Genomic DNA, 25,974 nt, shown 5'->3' with positions numbered 1-25,974 from the left:
GCTTTCCGGCCAGCAGTGGATTCCCCCCGCAATGATCGAAATGCAGATGGCAATTGACCACCAGGGCCACGTCATCGAGCCCGATGCCCGCCCCGGAAAGCGCCTCCACCAGCCCCCGCCGCCGCGGCCGGTAATGCGCCTCGGTCTCCGGCGTGGCCGCCCCCATCCCCGTATCGAAGAGCACCACACCCCGCGGATGCCGCACCACATAACCCAGCACGGCCTCCACCCGCGGCTCCTCGCCCCCGACTTCCACGGCTGGCCGAACGAAATACCCGAGATCAAGCCGCAGCACGTCCATACCGTCCCTCATTCCTCGCCCCATACGAGGACCTTGACACCCCGGCACCCACGCCTCAGAAACTTTCGCCACGAGCCCAACCTCCGGCCGATAACTCCGACCGATGGGGAGCGGCCGGAGGGCCGACGGGGCCGCGCCCCCGGCCTCAGTCCCCCAACAGCTCCCGCGTGCGCGCGTACAACCGCCGGGCGTCCGCCAGCGCGAACGACGGCCCGTCCGAACTGAGCGGCGTGGACTGTGCGAAGGCGCTGAGGCGGGTGGTGGGTGGGGTGTCCAGGAGGTGGGTGATCGTGGTGGCCGCCTCGTGGACCGGGCGGGCCGAGCGGCGGATCGTCTCGATCTGTGCTGCCACCTCCGGGGTGTACTGGCCGGAGAAGCTGGTACGGACCGTGCCCGGGCCGTGCAGGACGTACCGCACCCGCGTCGCCGGTCGGGCGTCGGCGAAGGCGACGGCGAGCAGGTCGTTGAGCCGCCCGCCCTGTGCGAGCGCCCGTTGCCCGTCGTAGTTCCGGGTCAGTTGCAGGTCGTCCCAGTGGATCGGCGCGGTGCCGCCGGGTCCTGCGACGTTCAGGATGACCGGGGCGGGGGCGGGTTCCAGCAGGTCGGCGAGGCCGTGACTGAGGACGAAGCGGCTGAGGTAGAAGTGCGCGAAGGTGTTCTCGAACCCCTCGGGCGTGACCAGCCGCGTGGTCCTGAAGTGCCGGGCGCACAGCACCAGGGCGTCGATCTTCGCGAAACCGGCTTTGATCTCGCTGACCACTGCCCTGGTCTGGGACAGCAGGCTCAGATCGGCGCGGAGGAAGTGGGCCCGCCCGGCGGCACCGCTGCGCCGCGCGGCGTCGAGCCACGCCCGCCCCTTCTCGGCGTTGCGGCCGACGACCACGACTTCCTGCCCCCGGTCCAGATACATGTCGGCGAGCGCCCTGCCGATGCCGTCCGTGCCGCCGGTGATCACATACGTCTTCACCACGTCGCCCCGCTCTCGTGTGCGCTCATCCCCGCGCCCACCCTTCCTCGTGCCTGCTCTTCCTCTCGTCTGCTCTTCCTCACTCCGCCTCATCTGCTCTTCCTCACCCCGCCTCATAGGAACCGGGCCGCGATCTTCACGGGGGTGACGCGGACAGTGACCAGCTCGGGGAGCGTGGCGTAGGACTCCGGGTGGTGCTCGGCGTAGACCTTGCCGGTGTACTTGACGGCCAGTTCGTCCATGCGCGCGCGGCTGCCGGGGCCTTCGAAGCGGGCGGCGCCGGTGATCACCGCGTATCCGTACGGTTCGTCCGGCGGGTTGACCGTCACGCTCAGCCGCGGGTCGCGGCGCAGGTTGCGCACCTTGATCTTGTCGACGCCGGTGACGAAGAAGAGGTCGTCGCCGTCCCGCCCCACCCAGACCACCGACTGGTGCGGGCTGCCGTCGGGTTGGAGGGTCGCCACGGTGACGAAGACCCGGGAATCGAGGACGCGTTGCAGTTTCTCCGACAGGTGGACAGGGCTCACGCAGGGCTCCAGGAACGAGGGACGCCTCGGCGGCGGACGCACCGAGCCGATCAACAGCCACAACTATGTGACACTTGAGCGGTGAACCGCAATCCCCATGGGGCGAATTCCGGCCCATGAGCCCCACGCACCCGACCCTCAGCCCGCCGCGCGCTCCGCACGGTCCGCATGCCCCACACAGTCCAAATGCTCCGCACAGTCCGAATGCTCCGCACGGTCCGTATGCTCCGATGACGATGAGAGCCGACGCAGCACGCAATCTGGACGCCGTCCTCCAGACTGGGGCCCGCCTCCTGGCGCAGGACCCCGGTACGAGCATCGCCGCGATCGCGACGGCGGCGGGCGTCGACCGGCGCACCGTCTACCGGCGCTTCACCACCCGCGAGGCCCTGCTGACCGCCGTCCACGCGGCCAAGCTGGACGCCTGCGAAGCGGTCGTCGCCGAGGCGCGGCTGGCCGAGGCGCCCGTGCTGGTGGCGCTGCACCGGTACGCGGAGGGCATCATCGCCGCCAGCCGGCGGTGGCCGGTCGACCTGCAACAGGTCCAGGACGAGGCGGTCGCGGCCCGCCTCGCCGCCCTGCTCGAACAGCTCGACGCCTTCCTGGCCCGAGCGGCCCGCGCCGGCACCATCCGCACGGACCTCCCCGACCGCTGGGCCCGCTCCCTCCTCGTCCACCTGACGAACATCGCCGCCCACGAGATGCCGGAACTGACCACGGCCCAGGGGGCGGACCTGGTGACCCGATCCCTGGTCGGGGGGTTGGGGCCGGCCTGAGGTGGCTCCCGCCCTCGCGGGCGGGCCGTTCGCACCCCGCTGTTCGTCGGTCGCCCGCACGCCCCACCCCGACGCCAACCCCGCGCCCTCACACCTCATGCCTCATACCTGAGAGCCAGATCGAAGACGGCTCCACAGCATGAGGCGACCAGCGCCCCCGCTCGGTAGCTTCGTCTGCGGACGAGTGCCCGAGGGGCGGGCTCAGGAGCTGGTACGAGCTGACGCGAGCAATGCGAGCCGACCCGGACCGCCCCGGCCAACCACCGGACCGCGTCCCCGACGCCCCCAGCGGGAAACCCGGCGGAAGACCTACCGAGAAACCCGACGGAAGGCCCGCCAGGAAACCCACCCGCAAGGCCAGCGTCAGCAACCACCACCCGACCGGGCTCCCACGATCACCAGGGAGCCACCCCATGAACAATCTGGACAATACTGACCACATGGACAGGGCCGAGAAGGAGACGGCGCACAGGGCACCCAGCGGCAGAGCGCTCAGCACCGAAGCGCCCCGCGATGGAGCACCCAGTGGCGAAGCGCCCCGCGGCCGAGCGCTCCGCACCGTACGAGAGGACCTGTTCGCCCTGGCCCCGCAGCCCATGCCGCCCATGACGGGGCCGAAGCCGCTGCGGTGGCTGCCGTACCTCGCCGTGGGCGCGGGGGGGGCGTTCGCGGCCGGGCCCGGCACCGAGGACATCGCGGCGCGGCCCGTCGGGATGGGCCACGCGGCGCTGCTCGTGGTGGCACTGCGCTGGCCGGTGCCGGCCTGGTGGCTGTCGCTCGTACTACTGCCGGTGTTCTCGCTCCGCGCGTCCTTCGGCCCGTACGAGGGGTGGGCGTGGTCCGTACACGCCGGGCTGCTGTTCCTCATCGCCCTGCGCAACCGGCCACGGGTGACGTACGAGACCGTGCTGCTGAGCGCCGTCCTGCTGCTCGGGCTGCAACTGGCCGGCGGCGGGACGTGGCCCTGGCGCTTCGTGGTGATCGTGCTCGCGGAGTTCGCCCTGGTCATGGCCGCCGCGGTCGGGGTGCGCCGGGTCAGGGAGGTCCGCAGCCGGCTCGCGGAGCAGGAGGCGACCCTGGCGCAGGAGCGGGCCCACCGCACCGTCCTCCAGGAACGCGCCCGCATCGCACGCGAGTTGCACGACGTGGTCGCCCACCACATGTCCGTCATCTCCATCCAGGCCGACGCCGCCCCGTACCGGGTCGCCGACCCGCCCCCCGAGCTGGTCGCGGCGCTGGCCGACATCCGCGCGGGCGCCCTGGAGGGGCTGACCGAACTGCGCCGTCTGCTCGGCGTGCTGCGCTCCGAGGACCGCCCCGCCGGCAGCGGCCCCGAGGCCCCGCAGCCCACCCTGGAACGGCTCGACGACCTGCTCGCCGGCGTGCGCAGGGCCGGGCTCGACGTGACGGCGACGACCTCGGGCGACCGCCGCCCGCTGCCCGAAGGGGTCGAGCTCTCTGCGTACCGGATCGTGCAGGAGGCGCTCAGCAACACCCTGCGGCACGCCCCCGGCGCCCGCACCCGTGTCGAGCTCAACTACACCCGTACTGCGCTTCACCTGCGGGTACGCAACGGCCCCGGGCAGCAGCCCGGCCAGCCGTCGCCGGGCGCCGGGCACGGCGTCCTGGGCATGCGCGAACGCGCCGCGATGCTCGGCGGCGAACTCTCCGCCGCGCCCGCGCCGGACGGCGGCTACGAGGTGGTGGCCCTGCTGCCGACGCCCGCGGCCCCGAGCGACCCGAGCCCACCGGCAGATCCAGCAGATCCAGCAGCCCGGCCGGCTCCCCCCACCGCCCGCCAGCCAGACGAGGAGGACACCGCATGACGATCCGAGTGGTGATCGCCGACGACCAGGCGATGGTCCGCGAAGCGTTCTCGGTACTGCTGGGCGCCCAGCCCGACATCGACGTGGTCACGACCGCCGTGGACGGCCGGGAGGCCGTGGCCGCGGCCGGGGAACTACGCCCCGACGTGATCGTGATGGACATCCGGATGCCCGGACTCGACGGCATCGAAGCCACCCGCCAGATCACCCGGCAGCCTGACCTGCCCACCAAGATCCTGGTCCTGACCACCTTCGACCTCGACGAGTACGTGTACGAGGCGCTGCGCGCCGGCGCCAGCGGCTTCCTCCTCAAGGACGCCTCCGGGGTCCAACTCGCCGAGGCCGTACGCACCGTGGCCGCCGGCGACGCCCTGCTCTCTCCGGAGATCACCAAGCGGCTCATCACCGAGTTCTCCCGGCTGAGCAACTCACCGAAGGCCCCCACTCAGGTGCGGATCGACGAACTCACCAACCGTGAGACCGAGGTGCTGACCCTCGTCGCCAGGGGCCTGTCCAACGCGGAGATCGCCGGCGAACTCGTCGTCGCCGAGCAGACCGTCAAGACCCATATGGGCAGCATTCTCCAGAAGCTCCAGTTGCGGGACCGCACGCAGGCGGCGGTCTTCGCGTACGAAACGGGGCTGGTGGCCCCCGGCCGCACCGATCTGTGACCGTACGGGGCTGTGACCGTACGGGTCAGCGGTCGTACGGGGCAGCGGTCGTACGGGGCAGGCGGGAGGCGCGGGCCGCGCAGGACGTGTGGGCCGCGCAAGGCGCGCGGCGCTCCCTGGCATTGCTGGGTATCGCCAGGCATTTCTGAGCATTTGCCGGTCTCTCTAGGTCCTCCTGAATCCTTTGGGGTTCCCGGGGCTTCCGGGAGGGCTTCCCGAGTCCTCCCCTCCGCCCCCTACCTGAGAGCCACGCGGCAGATTGGCTCCCCAGCGGGAGGCCGGCACGGGTGCCCGATTCCTACCTTTCTTGTGTGAGCCGGACTCGCCTCGTGTAGGGCGAACTCGCCCTGCGCGGGTCGAACTCGCCCTGTGCGGGCCGGCCTCGCCCGATCCGCACGCTGATCGGGCGGCCCCACGGCTCACGCCACGCCTCGTGGGCAGCGAAGCCCCCGTCCCCCCGCACCACTGCAGGAGCACAGCCATGACCACCCACACCAGCCCCACCACACCGCCCGAAGGACCGGTACCCGGCGGACCCGTACGCAGCACACCGGCCCGCGGCCGGCTGCTCCGGGGACGACTGCTCCGCGTCCTGCGGGTCGCGTCCGCCGTCCTGGCCTCGTTCCTCGCGTTCCTGGTCCTCGCGATCGTCCTGGGCGCGTACGTCCCGGCGATTCCCAAGGCGGGGGTGATCGGGCCGGTGCTCGGCGGGCAGTACCCGTTCCACATCGCCGCGGTCGCGCTGGTGGCGACCGCGCTCGCCGTACTGGCCTGGCGGGCCGGGCTGGTGCGCTGGGGCCGTACGGTCACCGTCATCACGTCGCTGTGCACGCTGGGGGCGCTGACCATCGGCGGAATCCAGTTCCGGGCCGCGCACGAGGCCGGCGTGGACGTCTCCTTCGGCCAGGTGTTCACCGAACTCGGCTACCCGGCGGCGAAGCCGGACGCGACGAAGACGTACGCGCGCCCCGGCGGCGAGCCGCTGCGCGTGGACGCGTACCTGCCGAAGCGGGCCCCGGGCGAGAAGACCCCGGCGGTCGTGCTCGCCCACTCCGGCGGCTTCCACACCTTCGACAAGAGCGACCTGCGCGGCACCGGCCGCTGGCTCGCCGACCACGGCGTCGCGGCCTTCGCCGTCGACTACCGGCTAGCCACCCCCGACCGCCCCACCTGGGACAAGGCCCCGCAGGACCTGGTGTCCGCGCTGGGCTGGGTACAGCGGAACGCCGACGCGTACGGGGTCGACGACGAGCGGATCGCGCTCGGCGGCATGTCGGCGGGCGGCACCCTGGCGATGAACGCCGCGTACCGCCTGCACGACGGCGCGATCAAGGCTCCCGACGGCAGCACCCCGAAGCCCCCGGCCGCCGTGGTCGGCTTCTACCCCAGCACCGACGTCACGCGGATGTGGAAGGACGATGTGGCCGGCACCCGCAACGCGGCGGAGCTGTTCACCGGCGGCACCCCCGAGCAGTACCCGGACCGCTACCGCGAGGTGTCCCCGACCTCCACCATCCGCCCCGGCCTGCCCCGCACCCTGCTCGTGGTCGGCGACCGCGACCGCAGCGCCCGCCCCGAATCCGTCCACGACTTCGGCGACGCGCTCAAGGAGCAGGGCGTCAAGGCCAAGGTCGAGGAACTCCCCTTCGCGGAACACGCCTTCGACGACGCGTACGGCAGCCTCACCGCCCAGACCAGCCGCCAGATCCTGCTGGATTTCCTGACGGAGGACGCGCGTTGATCTTGGGGCGCGGGCTGGGGCGGGGGGCTGGGCCCTGCGGGGTGGCCCGGCCCCGGAGTGGGGCGCCTTGGTTCTGGGCGGGGCCTCGCGGCGGGGCGCCAGAAGCGCAACCACATCACGCAGCCACAACCACAACGACGGCTCCGGCCACGGCCACGGACACGGCCACAACTGAGCAAGGGAGACGAACATGTTCCTCTACAGCCGTGGAGGCGTCGCCTTCCTCATCACCGGTGCGGTCGGATCGGGCGCGCTCACGGTGAGCGCTGACGGTTGGGGCCCCAGCGTTCCCGAAGCAGACAAGGAACACCCGCCACTCAACGACCCGACCAAGTCCAACCCAGAGACCACCTTCCGCCGGGCGACGACTCGGAACGCGGAGCCCCCGGAGAACGCAGATGATGCGCTGACCTGGGGTGCCTCAGTTGAGTGAGACGCTTCTGGAGATTCTGTCTCGGTCAAGATGAGGTGTCTGGCCTTGGGCACGGGGTCGTGTCTGCCGGCTCGGCCGGCGGGTGGTGCGCTTCGTGGGCGTCGATGAGTTCGTCCAGGTGTGCCTCTGCCCAGGTGCGTGCCGCGGCGAGCAGGTCAAGGAGACTCCGGCCGAGCGAGGTGAGTTCGTACTCGACGTGGCGAGCGGGTCCGGAGTGGACCGTTCGGACGATGAAGCCGTCACGTTCCAGGGCCCGGAGGGACTGTGTGAGCACCTTGGCCGTGATGTTCCGTAGTGGGACCCGTAGTTCGGAGAACCGGCGGGGACCGTCCTCAAGGCACTGGATGATCATCCCGGCCCATTTGTCCCCCACGCGGAAAGGCACCAGGTCAGAGGGGCAGAGCGGGTCGAACATCTCTGGGTCCAGGGGCTTGGTCACAGTGCCACCGTAGTGCGGTATCCAGGAGGTAACCATGAGTGTGGCTACCTTGCTTGGGCATGTCAGCGGACAGATCTCCTTGAGGCGCGAGCGAGGTAATCCATGGGCAAGGTCCTTGTTTTCGGTGCAGGCGGGCGAGTCGGACGGGCGGCTGTGGGTGAGGCTCTCCGCCGGGGGCACCACGTCACTTCAGTCGTCCGGAACGCGTCCAGGTACCCGGACATGGAAGGTGCGGGAGTCCGTCTGGTGAGCGGTGATGTCACTGACACGGACGCTGTTGCCGATCTCGCGGCCGGGCATGATGCGGCGATCATGGCCGCATACGACGCCGGCGCCCAGCCGGACGTCTTCTTCACAGCCGCGGCCCGCGCTCTCCTCGATGGGCTGGCGCGAGCGGGGGTGGGCCGGTTGGTCGCTGTCGGCCTGGCGGCAACACTGGAGACCACTGAGGGGACGCCTTTGATGGACGCTTCTGGCTTTCCGAAGGAGTACCGGCCCCTCTGCCTTGGCCATGCGGCCGGGACATCGGTGCTGCGTGCCGCGGTGACTCCCCTTGACTGGTTGATCATCAGTCCGGCTGGTGATTTCGATCATGCCGGTGCGGGCTCTGGCCGATACTCCACGGCAGACGTCAACATGGCCAGTCGCATTTCCCACGGCGACTTCGCGATGGCCCTGCTCGATGAGATCGACACCCCTCGTCACCACCGCACGCATGTCGGTGTCGAAGGGGCCTGATCCAGCGGGTGCTTCAGAGGCAGGACGTTGATCATCCGGCCCGCCCCCGGCCTCCACCAGCCACCCCACCCCCACTCCTGCAAGCACCTCGCTTGCAAAAGTTAGCAAGGCGAGGCAGCATCGCAGACATGGGAGCACTGAACGTCGGCAACCTCGGCGAGTTTCTGCGGGAGCAGCGGCGTACCGCGCAGCTCTCCCTGCGGCAGCTCGCGGACGCCGCCGGGGTGTCCAATCCGTACCTCAGTCAGATCGAGCGCGGGCTGCGCAAGCCGAGTGCCGAGATCTTGCAACAGTTGGCCAAGGCGCTGCGGATCTCGGCCGAGACGCTGTACGTGCAGGCCGGCATCCTCGATGCGCGGGACCGGGCCGAGGCCGAGGTCAGCAGCGCGATCCTGACCGATCCGACGCTGACCGAGCGGCAGAAGCAGGTGCTGCTCCAGATCTACGAGTCCTTCCGCAAGGAGAACGGCATCGGCCCCGCGCAGCCGACCGCCGGCCCGGGGCCCGGCCGGCCCGCGGGGTTCGGGGGCTCCGCCGCCGCGGCTGGCGGCGACGCGCCGGCTAGTGGAGCGGCGCCGGCCGGCGGAGCGGCGACGTTCGCCGCAGCTCCGCCCGTCACGGCCGCCGGTACCGCAGCGCCGCCCTCCGCCCCGTACGCCACACCCGCCCCCGGCCGCACTCCGGACGTCGCGCCCGGTGGGGGCATAGCCGGTGCCACCGACCGTGGCCCCCAGCCCAGCGCAGGCCCGCTTTCCGACCCGGCCGCGGGCCCCGACCCGGCCCCGTACGACGCCTCCGCGGATGCGGTGGCAGGGCCACCAAGACCAACTCCACCGGCGGGCGCCGACGTTGGCGACGCGGGTCGCGACGCCGACGCATCGAGGGCCAGCGGCTCCCGCGATGCGCAGCGGCAGCGGGCAGCAGACGCCGGAGCCGCGTCAACCCCGGCCGACGACGCCCGCGACTGAGCGACGCACCCCCGGCCCCAAGCCCCCCCACCAGGCCCCGCACGCCCCCCCACCAGGCCCCGCACCCCGGGGGCGGCCCGGGCCCCGGGGGGGGGGGGGGGGGCCCGCGGGGGGGGGGGGGGGGGGGGGGGGGGGGGGGGGGGGCGGCCGCCCGCCGGGGGGGGGGGGGGGGGGGGGCGCCCCCCCCCCCCCCCCCCCCGGTACCCACCCCGCCCCCTGCCCCCACACCTCGCCCGCGCAACGCGAACCGGAACGGACCGGCACCCGCCGATCCGACGGGAACGCGCCGGGTCCGGCCCGTAAGCGCAAGCCCGGCGCACTCTGACCCGGCGCACCCTGCCCCGGTGGAAACCCGCCGGTCAGGCCCGTACGCGCGAGCTCGAACCCCCCCGGTCAGACCCGTACCCGCCGATCCGGAACCCGCCGATCAGGCGCCCCCCACCACGCCCACTCGCCCTCCGCGTCCACCGTGAGGCCGAAGCGTTCGAAGCCGGGCCGGCCCTGCCCCTCCCACCAGCGCAGGGCGGCTTCCGTCTCGTCCCACAGCCGGCGCGGCCCCTGCTGCCACACGCGCGTCCGCGCCCCGTCGCGGAACTGCGCGCACGCCCACGAACGGTCGGTCAGCCCGTAGAACCAGACGGGCCGCGCCCCGTCCTCCTTCGCCGCGACGACGTGGCAGCAGTCCCGCACCTGGAGCCCCAGCGCGAACTGCTGGGCGCTGAACCGGCCCGACACGAACCGCTCCTCGGTGACGGCGCTGGCCGACTCGTCGCCGTCGGCCACGCTGCGCGGCACGTACGCGTCGTGCTGGACGGGCGGCAGGCGCTGCGCCCGCAGCTTCATGAACTCGACCGGGCCGGTGAACGCCCCGGACGCGCTCCGCCCGTCGGCGGCGACGACCAGCCTGGCCACCGCGTCGCCGTTGCCGAAGTGGGTCCCCCAGGGCGCGACGATCACCGCGCCGGGCCGACTCTGCTCCACCCAGGCGAAGGGCACGGACCGCAGTCCGCAGGTGGCGATGGTCCGGTCGTACGGAGCCGCCTCCGCGCACCCCAGGAGACCGTCCCGGCGCACGACGCGGACGGGCGCGCCGAAGCGCTCCAGGGCCGCGCGCGCCGTCGCCGCCACGGCCTCGTCCACCTCCACCGTGACGACGTTCCGCGGCCCCACCCGGTGGGCCAGCAGCGCCGCGTTCCAGCCGGTGCCCGTGCCGATCTCCAACACCCGGTGGCCGGGCCGAACGTCCAGGTCACGCAGCATGCCGACGACCACGCTCGGCATGGAGGCGGAGCTGGTGGACACGGTCCCCGGCGCGTCCCCCACGTGTTCGCCGTCGTCCCACTGCGTGACGATCGGCACGTCGGCAGCCGCACACCGCGCCCACTCGGCCGGCTCCTCCGCCGCACTGACCGCGACGCTCCGACCGGCGCCCATGTCGAACGGCCACATCAGCTCGGGCAGAAAGGCCGATCGCGGCACGTCCCGGAACGCCGCCGCCCATGCGTCGTCCTGATGCGCGGTACGCGCCATGCGGACCCCCTCGGTTTCATCATGTAGCCGTCGAGTCACCGACCGTTATACGCGCCTGGGAGGTTACGCGGCTACCGCCCCATCGCTGGCCGAACCAGACCTGTGCGGTGAGCAGTTGCGAGGTTCCGCGGGCCCGCCCGGCGGCCAGCCCCCCGTACGTACCAGCCGGCCCACCCACACCATCCGGCCCCCACCCACCCCCGTGCCTACCATGGCGTATGGCCAGCCACCCCGGGACGGACGCGCGGATGCGGCGTGAGCAGTTGAGTGCGTTTCTGCGGACGCGGCGGGCGCGGCTCACACCGGGTGAGGTGGGGATGGCCGCGGTCGGGAAGCGGCGGACCCCGGGGCTGCGGCGGGAGGAGGTGGCCGTGCTCGCCGGGGTGGGGGTCTCCTGGTACACCTGGCTCGAACAGGGGCGCAGCATCAACGTGTCGGCCGAGGTGCTGGACGCGATCGCCGGTGCGCTGCGGCTGGCCGAGCCGGAGCGGGCGCACCTGTACCTGCTGGCCGGCCTCAATCCGCCGCCCGCGCGCGGGCCGCGCGAGGACGCCGTGCCGGCGGAGTTGCGGGACGTGCTGGACGCCTGGTCGCCGCGGCCGGCGATGTTGCAGGACCGGCACTGGCACATCATCGCCCGCAACGCCGCCGCCGATGCGCTGCTCGGCTTCACCGAGGGCGACCACAACTGTCTGGTCACCTTCTTCACCAGCGCCCGCTACCGCGCCCACGAGGCCGAGTGGGCGCAGATCGCGCCGGCCGTGGTGGCCGACTTCCGGGCCGACGCGGCGCACTTCCCCGGCGACCCGGAGTTCGCCCGGATCGTGGCCGACCTCAGTGCGGTGAGCCCGGAGTTCGTCGCGCTGTGGGAGCGCCACGAGGTGGGCAGCCACCGGCCCACCAGGAAGGCCGTGCACCATCCGGACGCCGGTGAGCTGCTGTTCGACACCACGACGCTCACCGTGACCGACCGGCCGCAGTGGCACCTGGTCCTCTACAACCCGCGCCCGGGCACCGACACCTACGCCCGGCTCACCCGTGAGCTGGGCATTTCTTGAAGGTGGTGGCTGAGGGTGTGGCTGCGGGCGGCGCCTGAAGGTGGTGGTGGCAGGCCCTGGATAGCTGCGCACTGTTTCCCCGTACGCGGCCTTGGCAGGCTCGCCGCATGGCAGAGCACGTACAGCACACACAGCGCACGCAGCACACACAGCACACACAGCACACACAGCAGACGCAGCACACACAGCAGACTTCGAGCACGCGGCCCGCGCAGAGCACGTCCGGCGGCCGGCGCACGCGGGGCGCCGGGCCCGCTTCGGGGGCGCGGTTCACCGGGAAGGTCGCGCTGGTCACCGGGGGGAGCAGCGGGATGGGGCTGGCCGTCGCGCGGCGGCTGGTGGCCGAGGGGGCCTCGGTGGTGATCACCGGGCGGGACGCGGGGCGGCTGGAGGCCGCGGTGGCGGAGCTCGGCGGCGCCGAGCGGGTGTTCGCGGTCCGCGGCGACGTCGCCCACCTGCCGGACCTCGATGCGCTGGCGGAGGCGGTCCGTACCCGGTTCGGCCGGCTCGACGTCGTCTTCGCCAACGCCGGCGTCGCCTCCTTCCAGCCGACCGACGAGGTCACCGAGGCCGAGTACGACCGGGTCATGGACATCAACGTGAAGGGCGTCTTCTTCACCCTCGGCAAGGTGCGCCCGCTGCTCGCCGACGGGGCAGCGATCGTGATCAACGCCTCGTGGACGGTGCACCGCGGGCTGCCCGCCGGGGCGCTCTACTCGGCCAGCAAGGCCGCCGTGCACAACCTGGCGCACACCCTCGCGGCGGAGCTCGGGCCGCGCGGCATCCGGGTCAACTCGGTCAGCCCCGGCTACATCGAGACCGCGATGTTCCACGCCGCCGTCGCCCCCGAGGCGCACGCCGACGTGGTCGCCGACATCGCCGTCGGACGGATCGGCACCGCAGACGACGTCGCCGGCGCCGTGGCCTTCCTCGCCTCCGACGAGGCGTCGTACGTCACCGGCCAGGACCTGATCATCGACGGCGGCCTGGTGGCGGCGGTGCCGGGAACGACCTGGTAGGCGCGGTGGGCCGGCGGGCGCGAGCGGCGGGCGGGGTGTCGGCGGCGCCCCTCACCCCACCGCCGACCGGAACGCCCTGCGGTACGCGCCCGGCGTCGTGTCGAGCGTCGTGCGGAACCGGCGGCGGAGGTTGGTGGCCGACGAGAGGCCCGTACGGTGGGCGACGGCCTCCAGCGGGAGATCCGTGGTCTCCAGGAGTTCCCTGGCCGCGGCGATCCGCTGGGTCAGCAGCCAGTGGCCGGGGCTGGTGCCGAGTTGGTCGGTGAACCTACGGGCCAGGGTGCGCGGCGACAGGCCGGCCCGAGCGGCCAGGTCGTCGACGGACAGCGGCTCGGCCAACCGCTGCGCCGCCCACTCCAGCAGGGGCGCAAGCGTGCCGTCGATCTGCCGCGGGTGCGGCGGCGCCGCGTACGGCACCTGGCCGGCCTCCCGGTGCGGCGGCATCACCAGGTGCCGGGCGACCTGCGCCGCGTACCCGGCACCGTGGTCGCTACGCACCAGGTGCAGACAGAGGTCGATGCCGGCGCCGGCGCCCCCGCTGGTGGCGCCGTCGCCGTGGTCCGCGTACAGCACCTGCGGATCGGCGCGGACGGCCGGGTAGCGGGTCGTGAGCTCCGCGGCCCGCGCCGTGTGGACGGCGGCCCGCCGGCCGTCCAGCAGGCCGGCGTGGGCCAGCGCGAAGACCCCGGAGCAGATGCTGACCAGCCGGGCGCCTCGCGCGTGCGCGCGCGTGAGGGCGTGGCGCACCGCGGGCGACGCCGCCTGCTCGCCCGGCGGCCAGCCCGGTACGAGCACCGTGTCGGCCCGGTCGAGCGCGGCGAGCCCGGCCGCGACGTCCATGGTGTAGCCGGCGCTCGTCGCGACCGGGCCCGGGTGCTCCGTACAGAGCTCGAACGCGTACCGGGTCGGGACGTCCGGGTGCGGGCGGCCGAACACCTCCACCGCGCAGCCGAGTTCGAAGGGCGACTGGGGCGGGCGGACCAGGGCCACGACGCGGTGCATGGCAGGAGAGTATGGCAGGAAAGTACCGCACCACGTCATCTCTGACACTCGGCCCGCGGCGCGCAACACCGCAGGCTGGAGCCATGACGACAGCACAGAACAGCCCCGACTACGTGTGGACGCACATCGCCGACGCCCCCGTCCGCGAGCTCTTCCCCGGCATCCGGGCCCGCCCGCTGTGGAGGGGCGCGAACGGCGCGAAGGCCCATGTGCTGGAGATGGACCCGGGCACCCGCTGGGAGGGGGTCGACGTGCACGAGCCTGGCCCCGAGGAGGTCTACGTGATCTCCGGGACCTTCAACGACGGCGAACGCGACTACCCCGCCGGCTCCTTCATCCACGCCCCCGCGGGCTCGTCCCACGTCCCGCAGACCACCGATGGCTGCCAACTCTTCCTCTTCTACCCGGAAGGTTGACGACTCCGGCGCCCCCGTATGCGGTGGCCCGACCCGCCGCCCGCGCGCCGGTACGGCGGGGTACGCGGCGTACGAGGCGTACGAGGCGTACGAGGCGTATGAGCCGTACGAGGCAGACACGCCGGGGGTACGGGCGCGGGGCGCCGGGCCGGGGCGCCGGGCCGGGGCGCCGGGCCGGACAGGCAGGAGCGCGGAACGCCGGACCGCGCATGGAACGCCGCGCCACCGGCTTCGCTCAACCCGTCGAGCGGCGGATGCGGTTGGCCTCCCGGGCGATGGCCCACGCATCGGCCACCGGGCCCACGTGGTGCAGCTTGTCCGGGTTGATCACCGAGCGGATGGCCTGGACGCGGCCGTCGTTGATGTCGATCGCCAGGATGTTGATGACCAGGCCGGTGCGGTCCCGGAAGATCGCGCCCGGCTCGCCGTTCACCTGCTGCGGCTCGACCACGCACCCCATCTGCGTGAACAGCTTGATGAGCGACGTGAGCGTACGGGCCACCCGCTCGGCGCCGTGGATCGGCCGCCACTGCGGTGCCTTGCCGCCGCCGTCGCCGAACATCTGCACGTCGGCGGCGAGGAGTTCGCGCAACCCGTCGAGATCGCCCTCCCGGAACGCGTCGAAGAAGCGATCCGCCAACTCCTCCCACTCCCGGCGGTCCGCGGCGAACCGGGGCCGGCCCTCCTCCATGTGGCGCCGGGCCCGCACGGCGAGCTGTCGGCACGCCGCGGGCGACTTGCCAACGGCCGTTGCCACGTCGGCGAATCCAAACCCGAAGACCTCCCGCAACACGAACACCGCACGCTCCGGCGGGCTCAGCCGCTCCAGCAGCAACAGCGCCGCCATCGACACCGAGTCGGCCAGTTCGGCCGAGCGCTCCGGGTCCTCGTACGGGTCGGTCAGCAGCGGCTCCGGCAGCCACTGGCCCACGTACGACTCGCGCCGCACCCGGGCCGAGCGCAGCACGTCGATCGAGATCCGGGTGACCACGGTGGCCAGGTACGAACGGGTCGACTTCGGTTCGGTCGCGGAGTTCGCGAAGCGCAACCAGGTCTCCTGGACCGCGTCCTCCGCCTCGCTGACGCTGCCCAGGATGCGGTAGGCGATGGCGAACAGCATCGGCCGCAGTTCTTCGAACTCCTCCACCCGCGTCATACGGCCGCCTCCCGGCGAGGGGGTTCGGCGCGGTGAGGCTCGGCCTGCGGCCGGGGCTTGGGCTCGGTCTGCGGCGGGGGTTCGGGGTCGTTCTGCGGCCCCCGCCCGGAGTCGGCCTGCGGCCGGGGCTCGGGCCGGGTTCCGGTCCGCGTTCCGGGCTCGGGGCGGGCCCGGTGGCGCTTCCCGGGCAGGGCCCGGCGCTGGTTCCCGTCCGGGCCGTGGTGCTGCTGCATCCCGTGGTCGTACCGGTCCCGCTCGTGGTCCGGCCAGCCCGGCTCCGGTGGTGGGGCCGGCCGCCCCGTACCCCCGACCGTCACGCACACCCGCATGCCCCTCGTCCTCCCGCCTCCGCGCCGCACGCTCCACCCTGCATGGTTCGGCTCTCCATCTTCAGACGAACCAGCCGGCCGTGCTGTGACATCAGGCCAGTCAGGGCCGCACCGGGGCCCGCCTCCCGCCCGGCCCGCCCCCGCCCCACACGCCCCACCGGCCCGCGGTCCCCAGGACCACGGGCCGGTGCGGTGCGACGCATTGCATTGCATTACGCGGCAAGGGAATGCAAGGCAATGAAATACAAGGAGTTGACTACTTCTTCCACTCCACGGAGTGCGCCCGCAGCGCGTACTTGCCGCACTTGCCCTCGAACTTCCAGTAGCCCTTGCCGACCCAGTCGCCGTAGTGCGTCTTGTTGGAACAGTCGGTCGTCGTACGGGCCTTGCCGCGCGTCACATGGCAGTCGGCGGACCAGCTGGAGCTGCCGACCTTCCAGTTCTTGCAGGTGTAGCCGTAGTCGTTGGCGCTGGCCGAGTTCGGCACGGCGACCAGCAGTCCGCCGGCGAAGACCGCGGTGGCGGACGCGGCGCCCAGGGCGCGTATGACGCGCTTCATGTGTTCTCTCCCGTTTCCGTTGGTGCAGATGCGCCCGGCACGGGCGCCGCGAACGGAACGCCCGGCACCGGACCGGAAGATCTTACGGAATGGCTTATTCCGCCACCGTCCGCGGGTCAGCGACGAGGGAGGCGGATCGCGCGGCGCGCGGCTGGTCAGGGCGGTACGCGACGTGCGGCCGTCAGGGCGGTACGCGCCGCGCCGCCGGTCGGGGCAGTACACGGTGCGGCGCCGGTCAGGGCAGTACGCGCCGCGCGCGACTCAGCCGCCCACCGCCCCGGCCGCGCCGTTCTCCCAGAGGAACACCTCGGTGCTGGGCTGCCGTTCGGAGAAGAGTCCCGCCGGGGCGGTCTCGCCCAACAGGTGCCGCAGCTCCGCCTCGAACTCGGCGCGCCGCGCGCCGAACAGGTGCGGAGCGGAGGACGACAGCGCGAACACCCCCGCCACGACGTCGTCGTACGAACGCTGCAACCCCTGCCCACCGGGCACGGTCAGGCGGCGCGGTCCGGTGAAGCCCGCCCGCCGGAAGACGGCTGCCTCGCCGCTCGGGGTGCCCCGCGGCAGCGACCCGCGGCCGGCCCGGCGTACCGCGCCCAGATAGCGTCTGACCAGCGCGTCGATCGCGGCCCGCGGCACCGCGGGGTGCGGCAGGTCGGCCACCGGACGGTTCTCGCCCTTCAGGTCCGACACGTGCACCAGCACCCCGGCGGGCCGCAGCCTGGCCCGGACGTCCGCCGCGACCGCAGCGCGCTCCATCCAGTGGAAGGACTGGCCGAACACCGCCACGTCGAACTGGCCGAGGCCGGTCGGCAGTTCCTCGGCCCTGGCGCGTACCCAGCGCACCCGGGACGCCGGTGGGGCCTCGGCCGTCGCGCGTTCCGCCTCGGCGAGCATCCCGGCGTCCGGATCGACCCCGACGACCTCGGCGAAGTGCCCCGCCAGCAGCAGGGCCAGGGTGCCGGGCCCACACCCCACGTCGAGCAGCCGGCCCCGCCCGTCGAGCCCCAACGCGGTACGGAGCGCAGCGGCCAGCCCCGGCGCGTACGGCAGCCGCCCGCGCCGGGAGTAGGGGGCGGCACCCAGGAACAGCGTCTCGTCCCACTCCCACTCCGACTCGAATTCCGCGTCACGGGTCGGGCCCATCTCGTCCTCCTGCTGGTTCCTGTTCCTGTTCTCCCGTTCTCCGGCCCCGAGCGCCGCCCGGGGCCGGGGCCCTCACAGGGCCTCGGTCGGGCCCGGGCCGGCGGCGGGTGCCCCGGCATCGGCCGGTCCCGCACCGGCCGCACCGGCTGCCCCAGCCGCCTGCCGCACCCCGGACACCTCAGCCGCCCCAGTCACCCCGACCGTCCCTGCCGCCCCCTCCTTCGGCGCCGCCCCCGGCGTCCGGTAGCCGCGCAGGGGCGCATTGGCCGCGGCCACCGCCACTATCGCGAGGGTCGCGAGCAGGCCGCCGGTGACCAGGGAGAACGGTGCGGAGGTCGCCGAAGCGACGGCTCCGCCGCGGAAGTTGCCAAGATGGGGTCCGGCGACGCCGCTCACATGCTCCGCGGAGGAGACCCGGCCGCGGTAGGCGTCCGGGGTCTCCAACTGGACGACCGTGCTGCGCGTGACGACCGATACGGTGTCCGCCGCGCCGGCCACGGCCAACAGGCCGAGCGCCAGCCACAGCGGCCCGGCGAGCCCGAAGCCGGCCAGGGCCAGGCCCCAGACGCCGGCCGCGGTCAGTTGCACCAGGCCGCTGCGGCGCCAGCGGGTCACCGTGCCGGACAGCAGCCCGGCCACGATGCCACCCACCGCGACGGCCGACAGGAAGAGTCCGAGCGTACGCGGATTGCCGCCGAACCGTTCCTCGTTGACCAGCGGAAACAGCGCGATCGGCATGGCCAGCAAGGTGGCCGCCAGATCGGTGGCCAGACACCCCCACAGCACCGGGCGGCGCCACAACACCCGCCACCCACCACGCTCCGGACGCCACCGCCACCGCCACCGCCGCGCCGCGCCCGCGGCTGTGGCTGCGCCCTTAGCCGTGGTTGCGCTTACGTCTGCGCCCGCGGCTGCCCCGGGGCCCGCCCCCTCTCCCCCACCCACACCCGCGGACCGCACCGGCGGCATCGACGGCAGTCGGAAGACCGCGAGCAGCGCGACCACGACCGCCCCGGCCTGGACGGCGTACGCGGCGGACAGGCCCCACTGAGCGATGACCACCCCGGCGAGCGCGGGGCCCGCCAACATGGCGGCCTGGAAGGACACATTGGCAAGTGCGAGGCCGGCGGCCACCTGGTCCGCCGGCAGCAGCCGCACCGGGAAGGTGCGCCGGGCGGGCGCGCCGAGCGCGGCGCAGGCCGCCTCGGCGGCGCCCAGGACGAGGAGGAGCAGCACGCTGCGGTTGCCGGCCAGCGCCTGCGCGGCGAGCGCGAAGGCGGCCAGGAGTTGGCCGAAGGTGGTGGCCCGTACCACCGTACGGCGGTCGACGGCGTCCGCCAGCACCCCGCCGACCAGGCCGAACGCAATCATCGGCAGCCCGGTGGCGAGCCCGATCGCACCGGTGCCCACCGGGCTCCCGGTCAGCTCCCAGACCTGGGCGAGTACGGCCACCGTGGCGAGTTGGGCGCCGAGTTGGGAGGCCGAGGTGCCGATCCACAGCTCGCGGAAGGCCCGGTTGGCGCGGAGCGGACGGGTGTCGAGGAAACGGACGCGCGCCTTCACCGCGGAGGGGTGGCGCGGCCGACCGATGAACCTGCCGGGATGGACGGGGTGCCCACTGGGGCGGATAGGGCACCAGCCGGAGCGGACGGGGCGGACGGGGTGCTCGCCAGGGCGGACGGGGTGCCAGCCGGAGCGGATGGGGCGCCAGCCGGAGCGGATGGGGCGCCGGCCGCGCCCGCCCTCACCTCAACCACCTCAACCTCCCGCGGCGGGCCGACCCTTGCCGGGGCTCCCCCCGACACGGCTTCCCCCGGCGCCCCCTCCCTCGGCGCACCCTCCCCCGCCGTCGCCCGCTCCGCGTCGTACGCCGCATGGGCATGGGCGATGTCCTCGCTGTGGCGCTCGGCCCAGCCGACCAGCGAGAGCAGCGTCTCGTTCAGTTCGAGCGCCATCTCGGTGCAGGCGTACTCGACCCGGGGCGGCACGGTCGGGTACACCGTGCGCACCAACAACCCCTCCCGCTCCAACTTGCGCAGGTTCAGGGTGAGCATGCGGCGGCTGATGCCTGTAATGCCGCGCTCCAACTCGCTGAAGCGGACCGGGCCGTGTGCGGCAGCGATCAGGATGCCGATGGCCCACTTGCCGGCGACCCGGTCCAACACCTCGACCACCGAACACGCCGGGTTGCCCTCTTCCGTCTCCCCCGTCGTGACACCGGTGTGACTACGGGACATAAAAGTGCCTCCTTCCGCGGATTGCGATGGTTACACAGGATGGGCCTAGTAACAAAGACGCACCTTAGAGAGGCTGCTGCTCCATGTCCCCGCAGATCTCCTCGCGGACCTCCCCGAAGTCCCGGGCCCCGCGCGCCGCTGGCCCCACCGACCCCACCGGCCCAACTGACTCCACCGGCCCCACCAATTCGGCCACCCCAGCTACCCCCGCCAGCCCAACAGGCCCTACCAGCTCAGCCACTCCAACCGTCCCCACCAACCCCACCTCCCGCTGGCTCGCCCTCGCCATCCTCTGCACCGGCCAATTGATGGTGATCCTGGACGGCACGATCGTGAACGTGGCCCTGCCGTCCATCCAGCACAGCCTGGACCTCTCGCCGGCCGGCCTGGGCTGGGTGATCAACGCCTATCTGCTGCCGTTCGGCGGCCTGTTGCTGCTCTCCGGACGCCTCGGCGACCTCTTCGGCCGCAAGCGCGTCTTCGTCACCGGCCTCGCCGTCTTCACGGCGGCCTCGCTGCTGTGCGGCCTGGCGCAGAACGCGCCGCCGCTGCTCGTCGCCCGCTTCCTCCAGGGCGCGGGCGGCGCCGTGACCTCGTCGGTCACGCTCGCCATGGTGGTGACGATGTTCACCGAGCCGCGCGAGCGCGCCAAGGCCATCGGCGTCTACAGCTTCGTCCAGTCCGCCGGCGGCGCGCTCGGCCTGCTGCTGGGCGGCGTGCTGGCACAGACCGTCGGCTGGCACTGGATCTTCATCGTCAACGTGCCGATCGGCGCCGCCGCCCTCGCACTGGCCGTCCGCCGCATCGCCCCCGCGTCCGGTACGGGCCGCGGCCGGAGCACCGACGCCCGGGGCGCCGTACTGATCACGCTCGCGCTGATGCTGGCCGTGTACGCGATCGTCGAGGTGCCCCAGCGGGGCGCCACATCGGCCCGCACGCTCGGCCTCGGCGCGGGCGCCCTCGTCCTGCTGGCGGCGTTCGCACTGCGCCAGGCCAGGGCGGCGGACCCGCTGCTGCCGCCGCGGGTGTTCCGCTCCCGCACCGTCACCGGCGCGCTCGGCACGCACGTCCTGCTCATCTCCGGCCTGTTCGGCTTCCAGTTCTTCGCGGTCCTGTACATGCAGCAGGTACTCGGCTTCGACGAGGTCCGTACGGGCCTGGGCATCGTGCCCGTGGCCGTACTGATCGGCGGCATGTCGCTGTTCCTGGCCCCGCGCCTGATCGGCGGGTACGGGCCCCGGGCCGCGCTGCTCGCCGGCCTCGCCCTGATCGCCGTCGGCCTCGGCCTGCTCGGCCAGGTCTCCCCGGGCGGGGCGTACGCCAGCCACGTACTCCCCGCGACGCTGCCGCTCGGCGCCGGCTTCGGGCTGGCGATGCCCGCACTCGCCGGGCTCGCCATGTCGGGCGCCACACCCGCCGATTCGGGCCTGGCTTCGGGCCTGTTCAACACCGTCCAGCAAGTTGGCAGCGCCCTCGGCCTCGCCGTCCTCAGCACGCTGGCCATCTCCCGCACGGACGACCTGCTGGCCACCGGCACGCCCGAACCCGCCGCCCTCACCGCCGGCTACCAACTCGCCTTCCGCATCGGCGCCTGCCTGGTCATCGCCGCGCTCGTGGTCGCGGCGGTGGCGCTCCGTACGGTCAACTCTCCGCGGGAGAAGGGAGATTCGGCGACGCCCGAGGAGGAGAAGGGCGCGACGGCGGCGTAGGCGTCCGGGGCGGGGCGCGCCCCGGATTGGTGGGGCGGGTGGGTGGGTGACGCGAGAACGGAGTCTCGGCCGCGGTCGGTCCTGGGGTGACGGGACAGCGAGGGGCCGGGTGGCGAGAGGGCTGTGGGGCGGCGTAGCAAGGGGGCTGTGGGGGTACGGGCAGCCGCGCCTAGGCTGGGTGATCCCACCGGCACCGCGGCCCCAACCAACCCCAATGGCTGGACCCGCCCCACCCCGAACCCGACCGCCCCGGAGGCGTGCATGTCCCTACGGATGAAGCTGGCTGCGATCACGCTGGACTGCCCCGATCCGCTGGCCCTGGCCGCGTTCTACCAGGAGGCCACCGGGTTCGCGCCGCACCCGAAGTCGGACGCCGAGTTCGCCGGGCTGACCCGTACCGACGGGCTTCTCATGGGCTTCCAGCGCGTCACCGACTACCGCGCCCCGCGCTGGCCCGACCAGACCGTGCCGCAACAGCTCCACATCTGCTTCGACGTCCCCGACCTGGACGAGGCGGAAGCCGCGCTCCGCCGACTTGGCGCGGGCAAGCCGGCCCACCAGCCGCACGACCCGGCCCGCGCCCGCGTCCTGACCGACCCGGCCGGCCACCCGTTCTGCATCTGCCAGGAGTAACGCCGGGATCTGCCCGGAGCGGCCCCGGCGCCACCCCACCAGCGGGCCGCAGACCGAGAGCAGCCGAGGCCACGCAGTCCCACGCCTCCCACCGCACACCCCGGCCACCCGCCCACCGGCCCCCGCCCACCGGACGCCACGCCCCAACCAACGCCCCGCTCAACCCACCCACCACTCAGCCGACCCCCACTCAGCCAACGTGCCGCACCCGAAACCCCTCGGGCCCCGCCGGATCGCGGTCGGCGAGTTGGATCGGCGCGTCGGGCCACTGCCAGACGCTGCCGCCCGGGGTGCGGGCGAAGCGGATCGTTCCCCGGGTGCCGGCGACGGCGACCCGCGGCCAGGCCCCGGCGACGCGCGCCCGCTCCGTACCGTGCGTGCGCAGCACCTCCGCGAGGACGTGGATCGCGTCGTACCCCTCGTACGCGACGAACGAGGGCGCGGCGGCCAGTCGTTCGCGCAGGACCGCCGCGACCCGCAGGCCGAGCGGGCCGAGGTGCTCGGGCAGGTAGCGCAGGAACGGTACGGCGGCGCCGTCAGCGCCGAGCGACGCCGCCCACTCGGCGAACTCCGGCTGCCCGGCCGGCGCGCCGAGCACCCCCTCGGCGAGGCGCGGGTCACGGCGGACGGCCCGTACGATCGGCACGGCCGGCGCGGGCAGCCCGACCAGCAGCAACGCGGCCGTCACCCGTTGCTCGGCGAGGCGGTCGCAGACCTCGGCGGGGGCGAGCGCATCCGCGTCGATCTCGACGAGGGTGCCGCCGCGGGTCGCGAAGTGGTCGCGGAGGATGCGGGTGCCCGCCGCCCAGTAGACGCTGGGCTGGGCGACCACGGCGATGCGCCGGTGGCCGGTGTCGAAGAGGAAGTCGGCGAAGACGCGCCAGCCGCGGGACTGCGGCGGCGCGAGCCGCGCGACCCAGTCCGTCGGCTGCTCGGTGAGCGCGTCGCGCACCGCTGACGTGCACAGGAACGGCAGCCGCAGCGCAGCGGCCCGGGCGGCGGCGGAGCGCGCGACGACGCTGTGGTACTCGCCCACCAGCGCGGCCACCCCCAGCCCGGCCAACTCGTCCACGGCCGCGACGGCCCGCTGCGGATCGGCCGCGGTGTCCCGCACGACCAGTTCCAGCGGCCTCCCGCCGATCCCGCCCGCACGGTTGACCTCGGCGACAGCGAGCTCAAGCCCGGCGACGAGGTGCCGCCCCGCCTCGACCCAACCGGGCGGACTCAACGGGGCGAGCGCCCCGATCCGTACGGGCCCGGCGCCACCGGCCGACCCCACCCCCGCGGCCGAAACCAACCCGGGAACAGCCTCCGCCCCCGACTCGGACCCCAGGGCCGCCCCCACCCCCGCCCCCGGCTCCCGCTCCGACTCCGGCAGCGGCGAAGTCCGCTCGTACGCATTCATCCGATCCCACCCTCATCCCGCCACGGCGGGCACACCCGCGCCCCCATACCGGTCATTGCAACCAGCCCCCCGCCGCCGGGCAACTGGTTTTCGCCACCCGCCGGCCCCCGGCCCGCCCCTACCGTGTCGGCTCCCACGCACAAGCGTCATGAGCGAAGAGCACCCGCCGCGGGTCGAAGTCGGCGAGCCGATCCAGCCATGGCCGGTACGCCGGAAGCGGCCGTTCCACCCCGTCCAGCGCTGCCCGCCGGGCCAACTGCCCGGCCGCGAACTGCGAAGCGCTGTCATACGCCTGCCCGGCGAGCACCACCACCGCCCCGTCCCCCTGCCGCACCACCAACGACTGGTGCCCCGGGGTGTGCCCCGGCGTGGGAATCACCCACATTCCCGGCCATACCTCCACCTCGCCGGTGATTTCCTCGTACGTGGCACCGGGAAAGTCCACGAGCTCCGGAAAGGTGTATCCGTCCTGCCGGGCCGCAGCCAATTCCACGTCCTGCACCAGAACGGGCTTTCCGGCCAGCAGTGGATTCCCCCCGCAATGATCGAAATGCAGATGGCAATTGACCACCAGGGCCACGTCATCGCGCGCCGGACGGTGCGGGGGAGGGCGAGGCCGGGCCCCGGGGCGGCAGCGGGCTGCGGCTGGTCGGGACCATCGCCGAGTCCTGGGGGACCACGTACCGCAGGACCAGCAAATCGGTGTGGTTCCGGCTGCCGGTGACGCAGGTAGTGGCCGGTGCTGACGGGGCGCCGCATCCGCAGCGGGCGGCGGACGTGGTGGGCGCGGCGGACGACGGCTGGCCGCCCCCCGCCGATCTGCGGACCGCGGAGATCCTGGCGCCCGCGCCGCACCGGCCCGCCCGCCCCGGCAGCGCCCCCGGCTGGCTCACGCACGGTGCCCCGACCTTCCTGGCCGAGGCGTCCGAACTGCTCGCCGGCGAGTTCGACGAGGGCAAGGTCGCGTCGCTGGCCGGGCAACTCCTGGTGCCACGGCTGGCCGACTGGTGCGCGGTGTGGCTGGACAACCCGAAGACCGGGCCCAGCGCGCCCTGGGTCTGGCACGCGAGCGAGAACCGACTGGCGGAACTGCGGCACCTGCTCGGCCGCGAGGCTCCCCGGCTGCCGACCGCGGCCCATGACCGCGCGGTCGCCTGGCCGTGGCCCGGCGGCTCGTCCGCGTACGGGACCTCCGGCGCGGCCCTGGCCTGCGGACTGGTCACCGGCGGCCACGCGGTCGGCACCCTGCTGATCGGCCGCAGCGGTCTGACCCGCATCCCGGACGAAGTGGCCACGCTCTGCGAGGACTTCGCACGCCGGGTCGCCCTGGCGGTGGCGTCGGCGCGCGAGTACACCCGGCAGGTGCACATCAGTCAGATGCTCCAACGCAGCCTGCTGCCCAGCGCGTTGGCGTCGATCCCCGGCATGGAGACGGCGGTGGTCTACGAGCCGACCGGTGACACCCCGGCCGGCGGCGACTTCTACGACGTCTTCCCCGCCGGCGACGGCCGCTGGTGCTTCGCACTGGGCGATGTGTGCGGCAACGGCCTGGAAGCGGCGGTCGTCACCGGCCTGGTCCGCCCGGTGCTGCGACTGCTCGCCCGCGAGGGCTACGGCGTCACCGAGGTCCTGGACCGGCTCAACCGCACGCTGGGCGAGAAGGCCGTGGAGGCCGCCGCATCGGCCGTGGCTGCGGAGGGCCCGGGCGAGTCGCGCTTCCTGTCCCTGCTGTACGGCGAGTTGGTGCCGTACGACACGGACGACAGCGAGGGGGCTGACGAGACGGATGGGGCTGGCAGGGGCGAGGGTGCTGACGGGGTGAACGCGTGGGGAGCGCCGGCCGGTGCGCGTGTGGTCGTTCGGAGGGCCGGGTGCCGTAGCGGCTCCGGGGGTGCTGGCCAGGGTGTGGCGGGTCCGTACGACCTCGGGCCTGCTGGCCCTGGCGCTGGCACGGACGCGGCCGGTGCGGGAGCGACCCGTGCTGCCGGTGTTGGCACAGGTGGCGCCGTTGCCGGGCCGTGGTGGGAGCTGCCCGCGGCCCGCGGGGCGCAGCCGCGCCCGATCAGCACCGCGCCGGTGACCGGGGCGGAGGCTGGTATCGCCGGCCAGCCGGAGCGCCCGGGCGACGGTGCGCAGTGGCCCCAGGACATCGCCGCCCCGATCGCGGCGGACGCTGGCACCACCGGCCAGCCGGAGCGCCCCGGCGACGGTGCGCAACGGCCCCGGGACGTCGCCGCCCCGACTCCGGCCGGCCGCGACGTACCGGAAGCACCAGACGAACCGGAAGTACCGGAAACGGGCGGCGTACGGGATGCGGGCGGCGGCGCGTCAGTGGCGGGCGGCGGGGCACCGGCGGCCCCGGGCCTACCGGGAGCCGGCGGTCTACCGGAT

At 73.5% G+C, this 25,974-nt stretch carries 24 protein-coding genes and 3 pseudogenes; 14 read left to right on the top strand and 13 right to left on the bottom strand.

Annotation, left to right across the window (positions count from 1 at the left end; translation table 11 throughout):
• From AAHZ94_RS06020 to AAHZ94_RS06010, 3 genes are all read right to left on the bottom strand, one after another.
• Window positions 1-301, bottom strand: a 301-nt coding sequence (locus AAHZ94_RS06020) for an MBL fold metallo-hydrolase (protein WP_349991149.1), incomplete at its 3' end; no start/stop codon positions are given.
• Between the two features lie 145 nt (window positions 302-446).
• The gene (locus AAHZ94_RS06015; RefSeq protein ID WP_349991148.1) at window positions 447-1,271 is read right to left on the bottom strand and encodes an SDR family NAD(P)-dependent oxidoreductase; all 825 of its coding nucleotides are present in this window, start codon (window positions 1,269-1,271) and stop codon (window positions 447-449) included.
• A 110-nt stretch (window positions 1,272-1,381) separates the two neighbouring features.
• Window positions 1,382-1,795, bottom strand: coding sequence for a PPOX class F420-dependent oxidoreductase (locus AAHZ94_RS06010; protein WP_349991147.1), 414 nt, complete (start codon window positions 1,793-1,795; stop codon window positions 1,382-1,384).
• Window positions 1,796-2,031: 236 nt separating this feature from the next.
• Between AAHZ94_RS06010 and AAHZ94_RS06005 the strand changes: the two genes are divergently transcribed.
• From AAHZ94_RS06005 to AAHZ94_RS05985, 5 genes are all read left to right on the top strand, one after another.
• Window positions 2,032-2,571: a TetR family transcriptional regulator gene (locus AAHZ94_RS06005; protein WP_349991145.1), complete on the top strand. Its 540-nt coding sequence runs from the start codon at window positions 2,032-2,034 to the stop codon at window positions 2,569-2,571.
• A gap of 440 nt (window positions 2,572-3,011) precedes the next feature.
• Window positions 3,012-4,397: a sensor histidine kinase gene (locus AAHZ94_RS06000; protein WP_349991143.1), complete on the top strand. Its 1,386-nt coding sequence runs from the start codon at window positions 3,012-3,014 to the stop codon at window positions 4,395-4,397.
• Complete coding sequence (locus AAHZ94_RS05995) at window positions 4,394-5,068, top strand: response regulator (RefSeq protein ID WP_349991141.1); 675 nt, start codon at window positions 4,394-4,396, stop codon at window positions 5,066-5,068. Before AAHZ94_RS06000 ends, AAHZ94_RS05995 begins: the two co-directional genes overlap by 4 nt.
• A gap of 481 nt (window positions 5,069-5,549) precedes the next feature.
• Window positions 5,550-6,809, top strand: coding sequence for an alpha/beta hydrolase (locus AAHZ94_RS05990; RefSeq protein WP_349991140.1), 1,260 nt, complete (start codon window positions 5,550-5,552; stop codon window positions 6,807-6,809).
• A gap of 190 nt (window positions 6,810-6,999) precedes the next feature.
• Window positions 7,000-7,242 carry a hypothetical protein gene (locus AAHZ94_RS05985; protein ID WP_349991138.1) on the top strand — a complete coding sequence of 81 codons (243 nt, stop codon included), beginning with the start codon at window positions 7,000-7,002 and terminating at the stop codon, window positions 7,240-7,242.
• A gap of 25 nt (window positions 7,243-7,267) precedes the next feature.
• On the opposite strand, the gene AAHZ94_RS05980 is transcribed toward AAHZ94_RS05985, so the two are convergent.
• On the bottom strand, window positions 7,268-7,681 hold the full coding sequence (locus tag AAHZ94_RS05980) for a winged helix-turn-helix transcriptional regulator (RefSeq protein ID WP_349991136.1): 414 nt from the start codon (window positions 7,679-7,681) through the stop codon (window positions 7,268-7,270).
• Window positions 7,682-7,783: 102 nt separating this feature from the next.
• Between AAHZ94_RS05980 and AAHZ94_RS05975 the strand changes: the two genes are divergently transcribed.
• The 3 genes and pseudogenes from AAHZ94_RS05975 to AAHZ94_RS05965 all read left to right on the top strand — a co-directional run bounded on the left by AAHZ94_RS05975 (window position 7,784) and on the right by AAHZ94_RS05965 (window position 9,712).
• Complete coding sequence (locus AAHZ94_RS05975) at window positions 7,784-8,419, top strand: NAD(P)-dependent oxidoreductase (RefSeq protein WP_349991135.1); 636 nt, start codon at window positions 7,784-7,786, stop codon at window positions 8,417-8,419.
• A 128-nt stretch (window positions 8,420-8,547) separates the two neighbouring features.
• Window positions 8,548-8,935 (top strand): annotated as a pseudogene (locus AAHZ94_RS05970) (helix-turn-helix domain-containing protein); the annotation flags it as partial.
• Window positions 8,936-9,319: 384 nt separating this feature from the next.
• Window positions 9,320-9,712, top strand: coding sequence for a hypothetical protein (locus tag AAHZ94_RS05965; RefSeq protein WP_349991134.1), 393 nt, complete (start codon window positions 9,320-9,322; stop codon window positions 9,710-9,712).
• A 68-nt stretch (window positions 9,713-9,780) separates the two neighbouring features.
• On the opposite strand, the gene AAHZ94_RS05960 is transcribed toward AAHZ94_RS05965, so the two are convergent.
• Complete coding sequence (locus AAHZ94_RS05960) at window positions 9,781-10,917, bottom strand: methyltransferase domain-containing protein (protein WP_349991132.1); 1,137 nt, start codon at window positions 10,915-10,917, stop codon at window positions 9,781-9,783.
• Window positions 10,918-11,135: 218 nt separating this feature from the next.
• On the opposite strand from AAHZ94_RS05960, the gene AAHZ94_RS05955 reads away from it, so the two are divergent.
• Together AAHZ94_RS05955 and AAHZ94_RS05950 are read left to right on the top strand one after the other, a co-directional pair.
• A complete protein-coding gene (locus tag AAHZ94_RS05955; RefSeq protein WP_349991131.1) occupies window positions 11,136-11,975 on the top strand; it encodes a helix-turn-helix transcriptional regulator in 840 nt (279 codons plus the stop codon).
• A gap of 107 nt (window positions 11,976-12,082) precedes the next feature.
• A complete protein-coding gene (locus tag AAHZ94_RS05950; protein WP_349991129.1) occupies window positions 12,083-12,994 on the top strand; it encodes a glucose 1-dehydrogenase in 912 nt (303 codons plus the stop codon).
• Between the two features lie 51 nt (window positions 12,995-13,045).
• On the opposite strand, the gene AAHZ94_RS05945 is transcribed toward AAHZ94_RS05950, so the two are convergent.
• The gene (locus tag AAHZ94_RS05945; protein ID WP_349991128.1) at window positions 13,046-13,996 is read right to left on the bottom strand and encodes a GlxA family transcriptional regulator; all 951 of its coding nucleotides are present in this window, start codon (window positions 13,994-13,996) and stop codon (window positions 13,046-13,048) included.
• A gap of 83 nt (window positions 13,997-14,079) precedes the next feature.
• Here AAHZ94_RS05945 and AAHZ94_RS05940 point away from each other — a divergent pair, with 83 nt between their 5' ends.
• Window positions 14,080-14,412 (top strand): cupin domain-containing protein, encoded by a 333-nt coding sequence (locus AAHZ94_RS05940; protein ID WP_349991126.1) that lies wholly within the window; start codon window positions 14,080-14,082, stop codon window positions 14,410-14,412.
• Between the two features lie 235 nt (window positions 14,413-14,647).
• On the opposite strand, the gene AAHZ94_RS05935 is transcribed toward AAHZ94_RS05940, so the two are convergent.
• The 5 genes and pseudogenes from AAHZ94_RS05935 to AAHZ94_RS05915 all read right to left on the bottom strand — a co-directional run.
• On the bottom strand, window positions 14,648-15,568 hold the full coding sequence (locus AAHZ94_RS05935; RefSeq protein WP_349991124.1) for an RNA polymerase sigma-70 factor: 921 nt from the start codon (window positions 15,566-15,568) through the stop codon (window positions 14,648-14,650).
• 585 nt (window positions 15,569-16,153) lie between these two features.
• Entirely contained in the window at window positions 16,154-16,456 is a 303-nt protein-coding gene (locus tag AAHZ94_RS05930; RefSeq protein ID WP_349991123.1) for a hypothetical protein, read from the bottom strand.
• 261 nt (window positions 16,457-16,717) lie between these two features.
• Window positions 16,718-17,599, bottom strand: coding sequence for a class I SAM-dependent methyltransferase (locus AAHZ94_RS05925; RefSeq protein ID WP_349991121.1), 882 nt, complete (start codon window positions 17,597-17,599; stop codon window positions 16,718-16,720).
• Between the two features lie 72 nt (window positions 17,600-17,671).
• Window positions 17,672-19,162 (bottom strand): MFS transporter, encoded by a 1,491-nt coding sequence (locus tag AAHZ94_RS05920; RefSeq protein ID WP_349991119.1) that lies wholly within the window; start codon window positions 19,160-19,162, stop codon window positions 17,672-17,674.
• Between the two features lie 269 nt (window positions 19,163-19,431).
• A pseudogene (locus AAHZ94_RS05915) lies at window positions 19,432-19,836 on the bottom strand (winged helix-turn-helix transcriptional regulator); the annotation flags it as partial.
• Window positions 19,837-20,144: 308 nt separating this feature from the next.
• Here AAHZ94_RS05915 and AAHZ94_RS05910 point away from each other — a divergent pair.
• Window positions 20,145-21,545: an MFS transporter gene (locus AAHZ94_RS05910; protein WP_502964585.1), complete on the top strand. Its 1,401-nt coding sequence runs from the start codon at window positions 20,145-20,147 to the stop codon at window positions 21,543-21,545.
• A 261-nt stretch (window positions 21,546-21,806) separates the two neighbouring features.
• Window positions 21,807-22,178, top strand: coding sequence for a VOC family protein (locus tag AAHZ94_RS05905; protein WP_349991117.1), 372 nt, complete (start codon window positions 21,807-21,809; stop codon window positions 22,176-22,178).
• Window positions 22,179-22,368: 190 nt separating this feature from the next.
• Here AAHZ94_RS05905 and AAHZ94_RS05900 read toward each other — a convergent pair whose 3' ends face one another.
• Together AAHZ94_RS05900 and AAHZ94_RS05895 are read right to left on the bottom strand one after the other, a co-directional pair.
• Window positions 22,369-23,583, bottom strand: a complete 1,215-nt coding sequence (locus tag AAHZ94_RS05900; protein WP_349991116.1) for an ABC transporter substrate-binding protein — start codon at window positions 23,581-23,583, stop codon at window positions 22,369-22,371.
• A 118-nt stretch (window positions 23,584-23,701) separates the two neighbouring features.
• Window positions 23,702-24,169: pseudogene (locus tag AAHZ94_RS05895) on the bottom strand (MBL fold metallo-hydrolase); the annotation flags it as partial.
• Window positions 24,170-24,303: 134 nt separating this feature from the next.
• On the opposite strand from AAHZ94_RS05895, the gene AAHZ94_RS05890 reads away from it, so the two are divergent.
• The coding region (locus AAHZ94_RS05890; protein WP_349991114.1) for a SpoIIE family protein phosphatase at window positions 24,304-25,974 on the top strand (1,671 nt) is incomplete at its 3' end.

Source organism: Streptomyces sp. HSW2009 (assembly GCF_040240285.1).
Lineage (GTDB): Bacteria > Actinomycetota > Actinomycetes > Streptomycetales > Streptomycetaceae > Streptomyces.
This window is presented reverse-complemented; position numbering and strand designations above follow the sequence as displayed.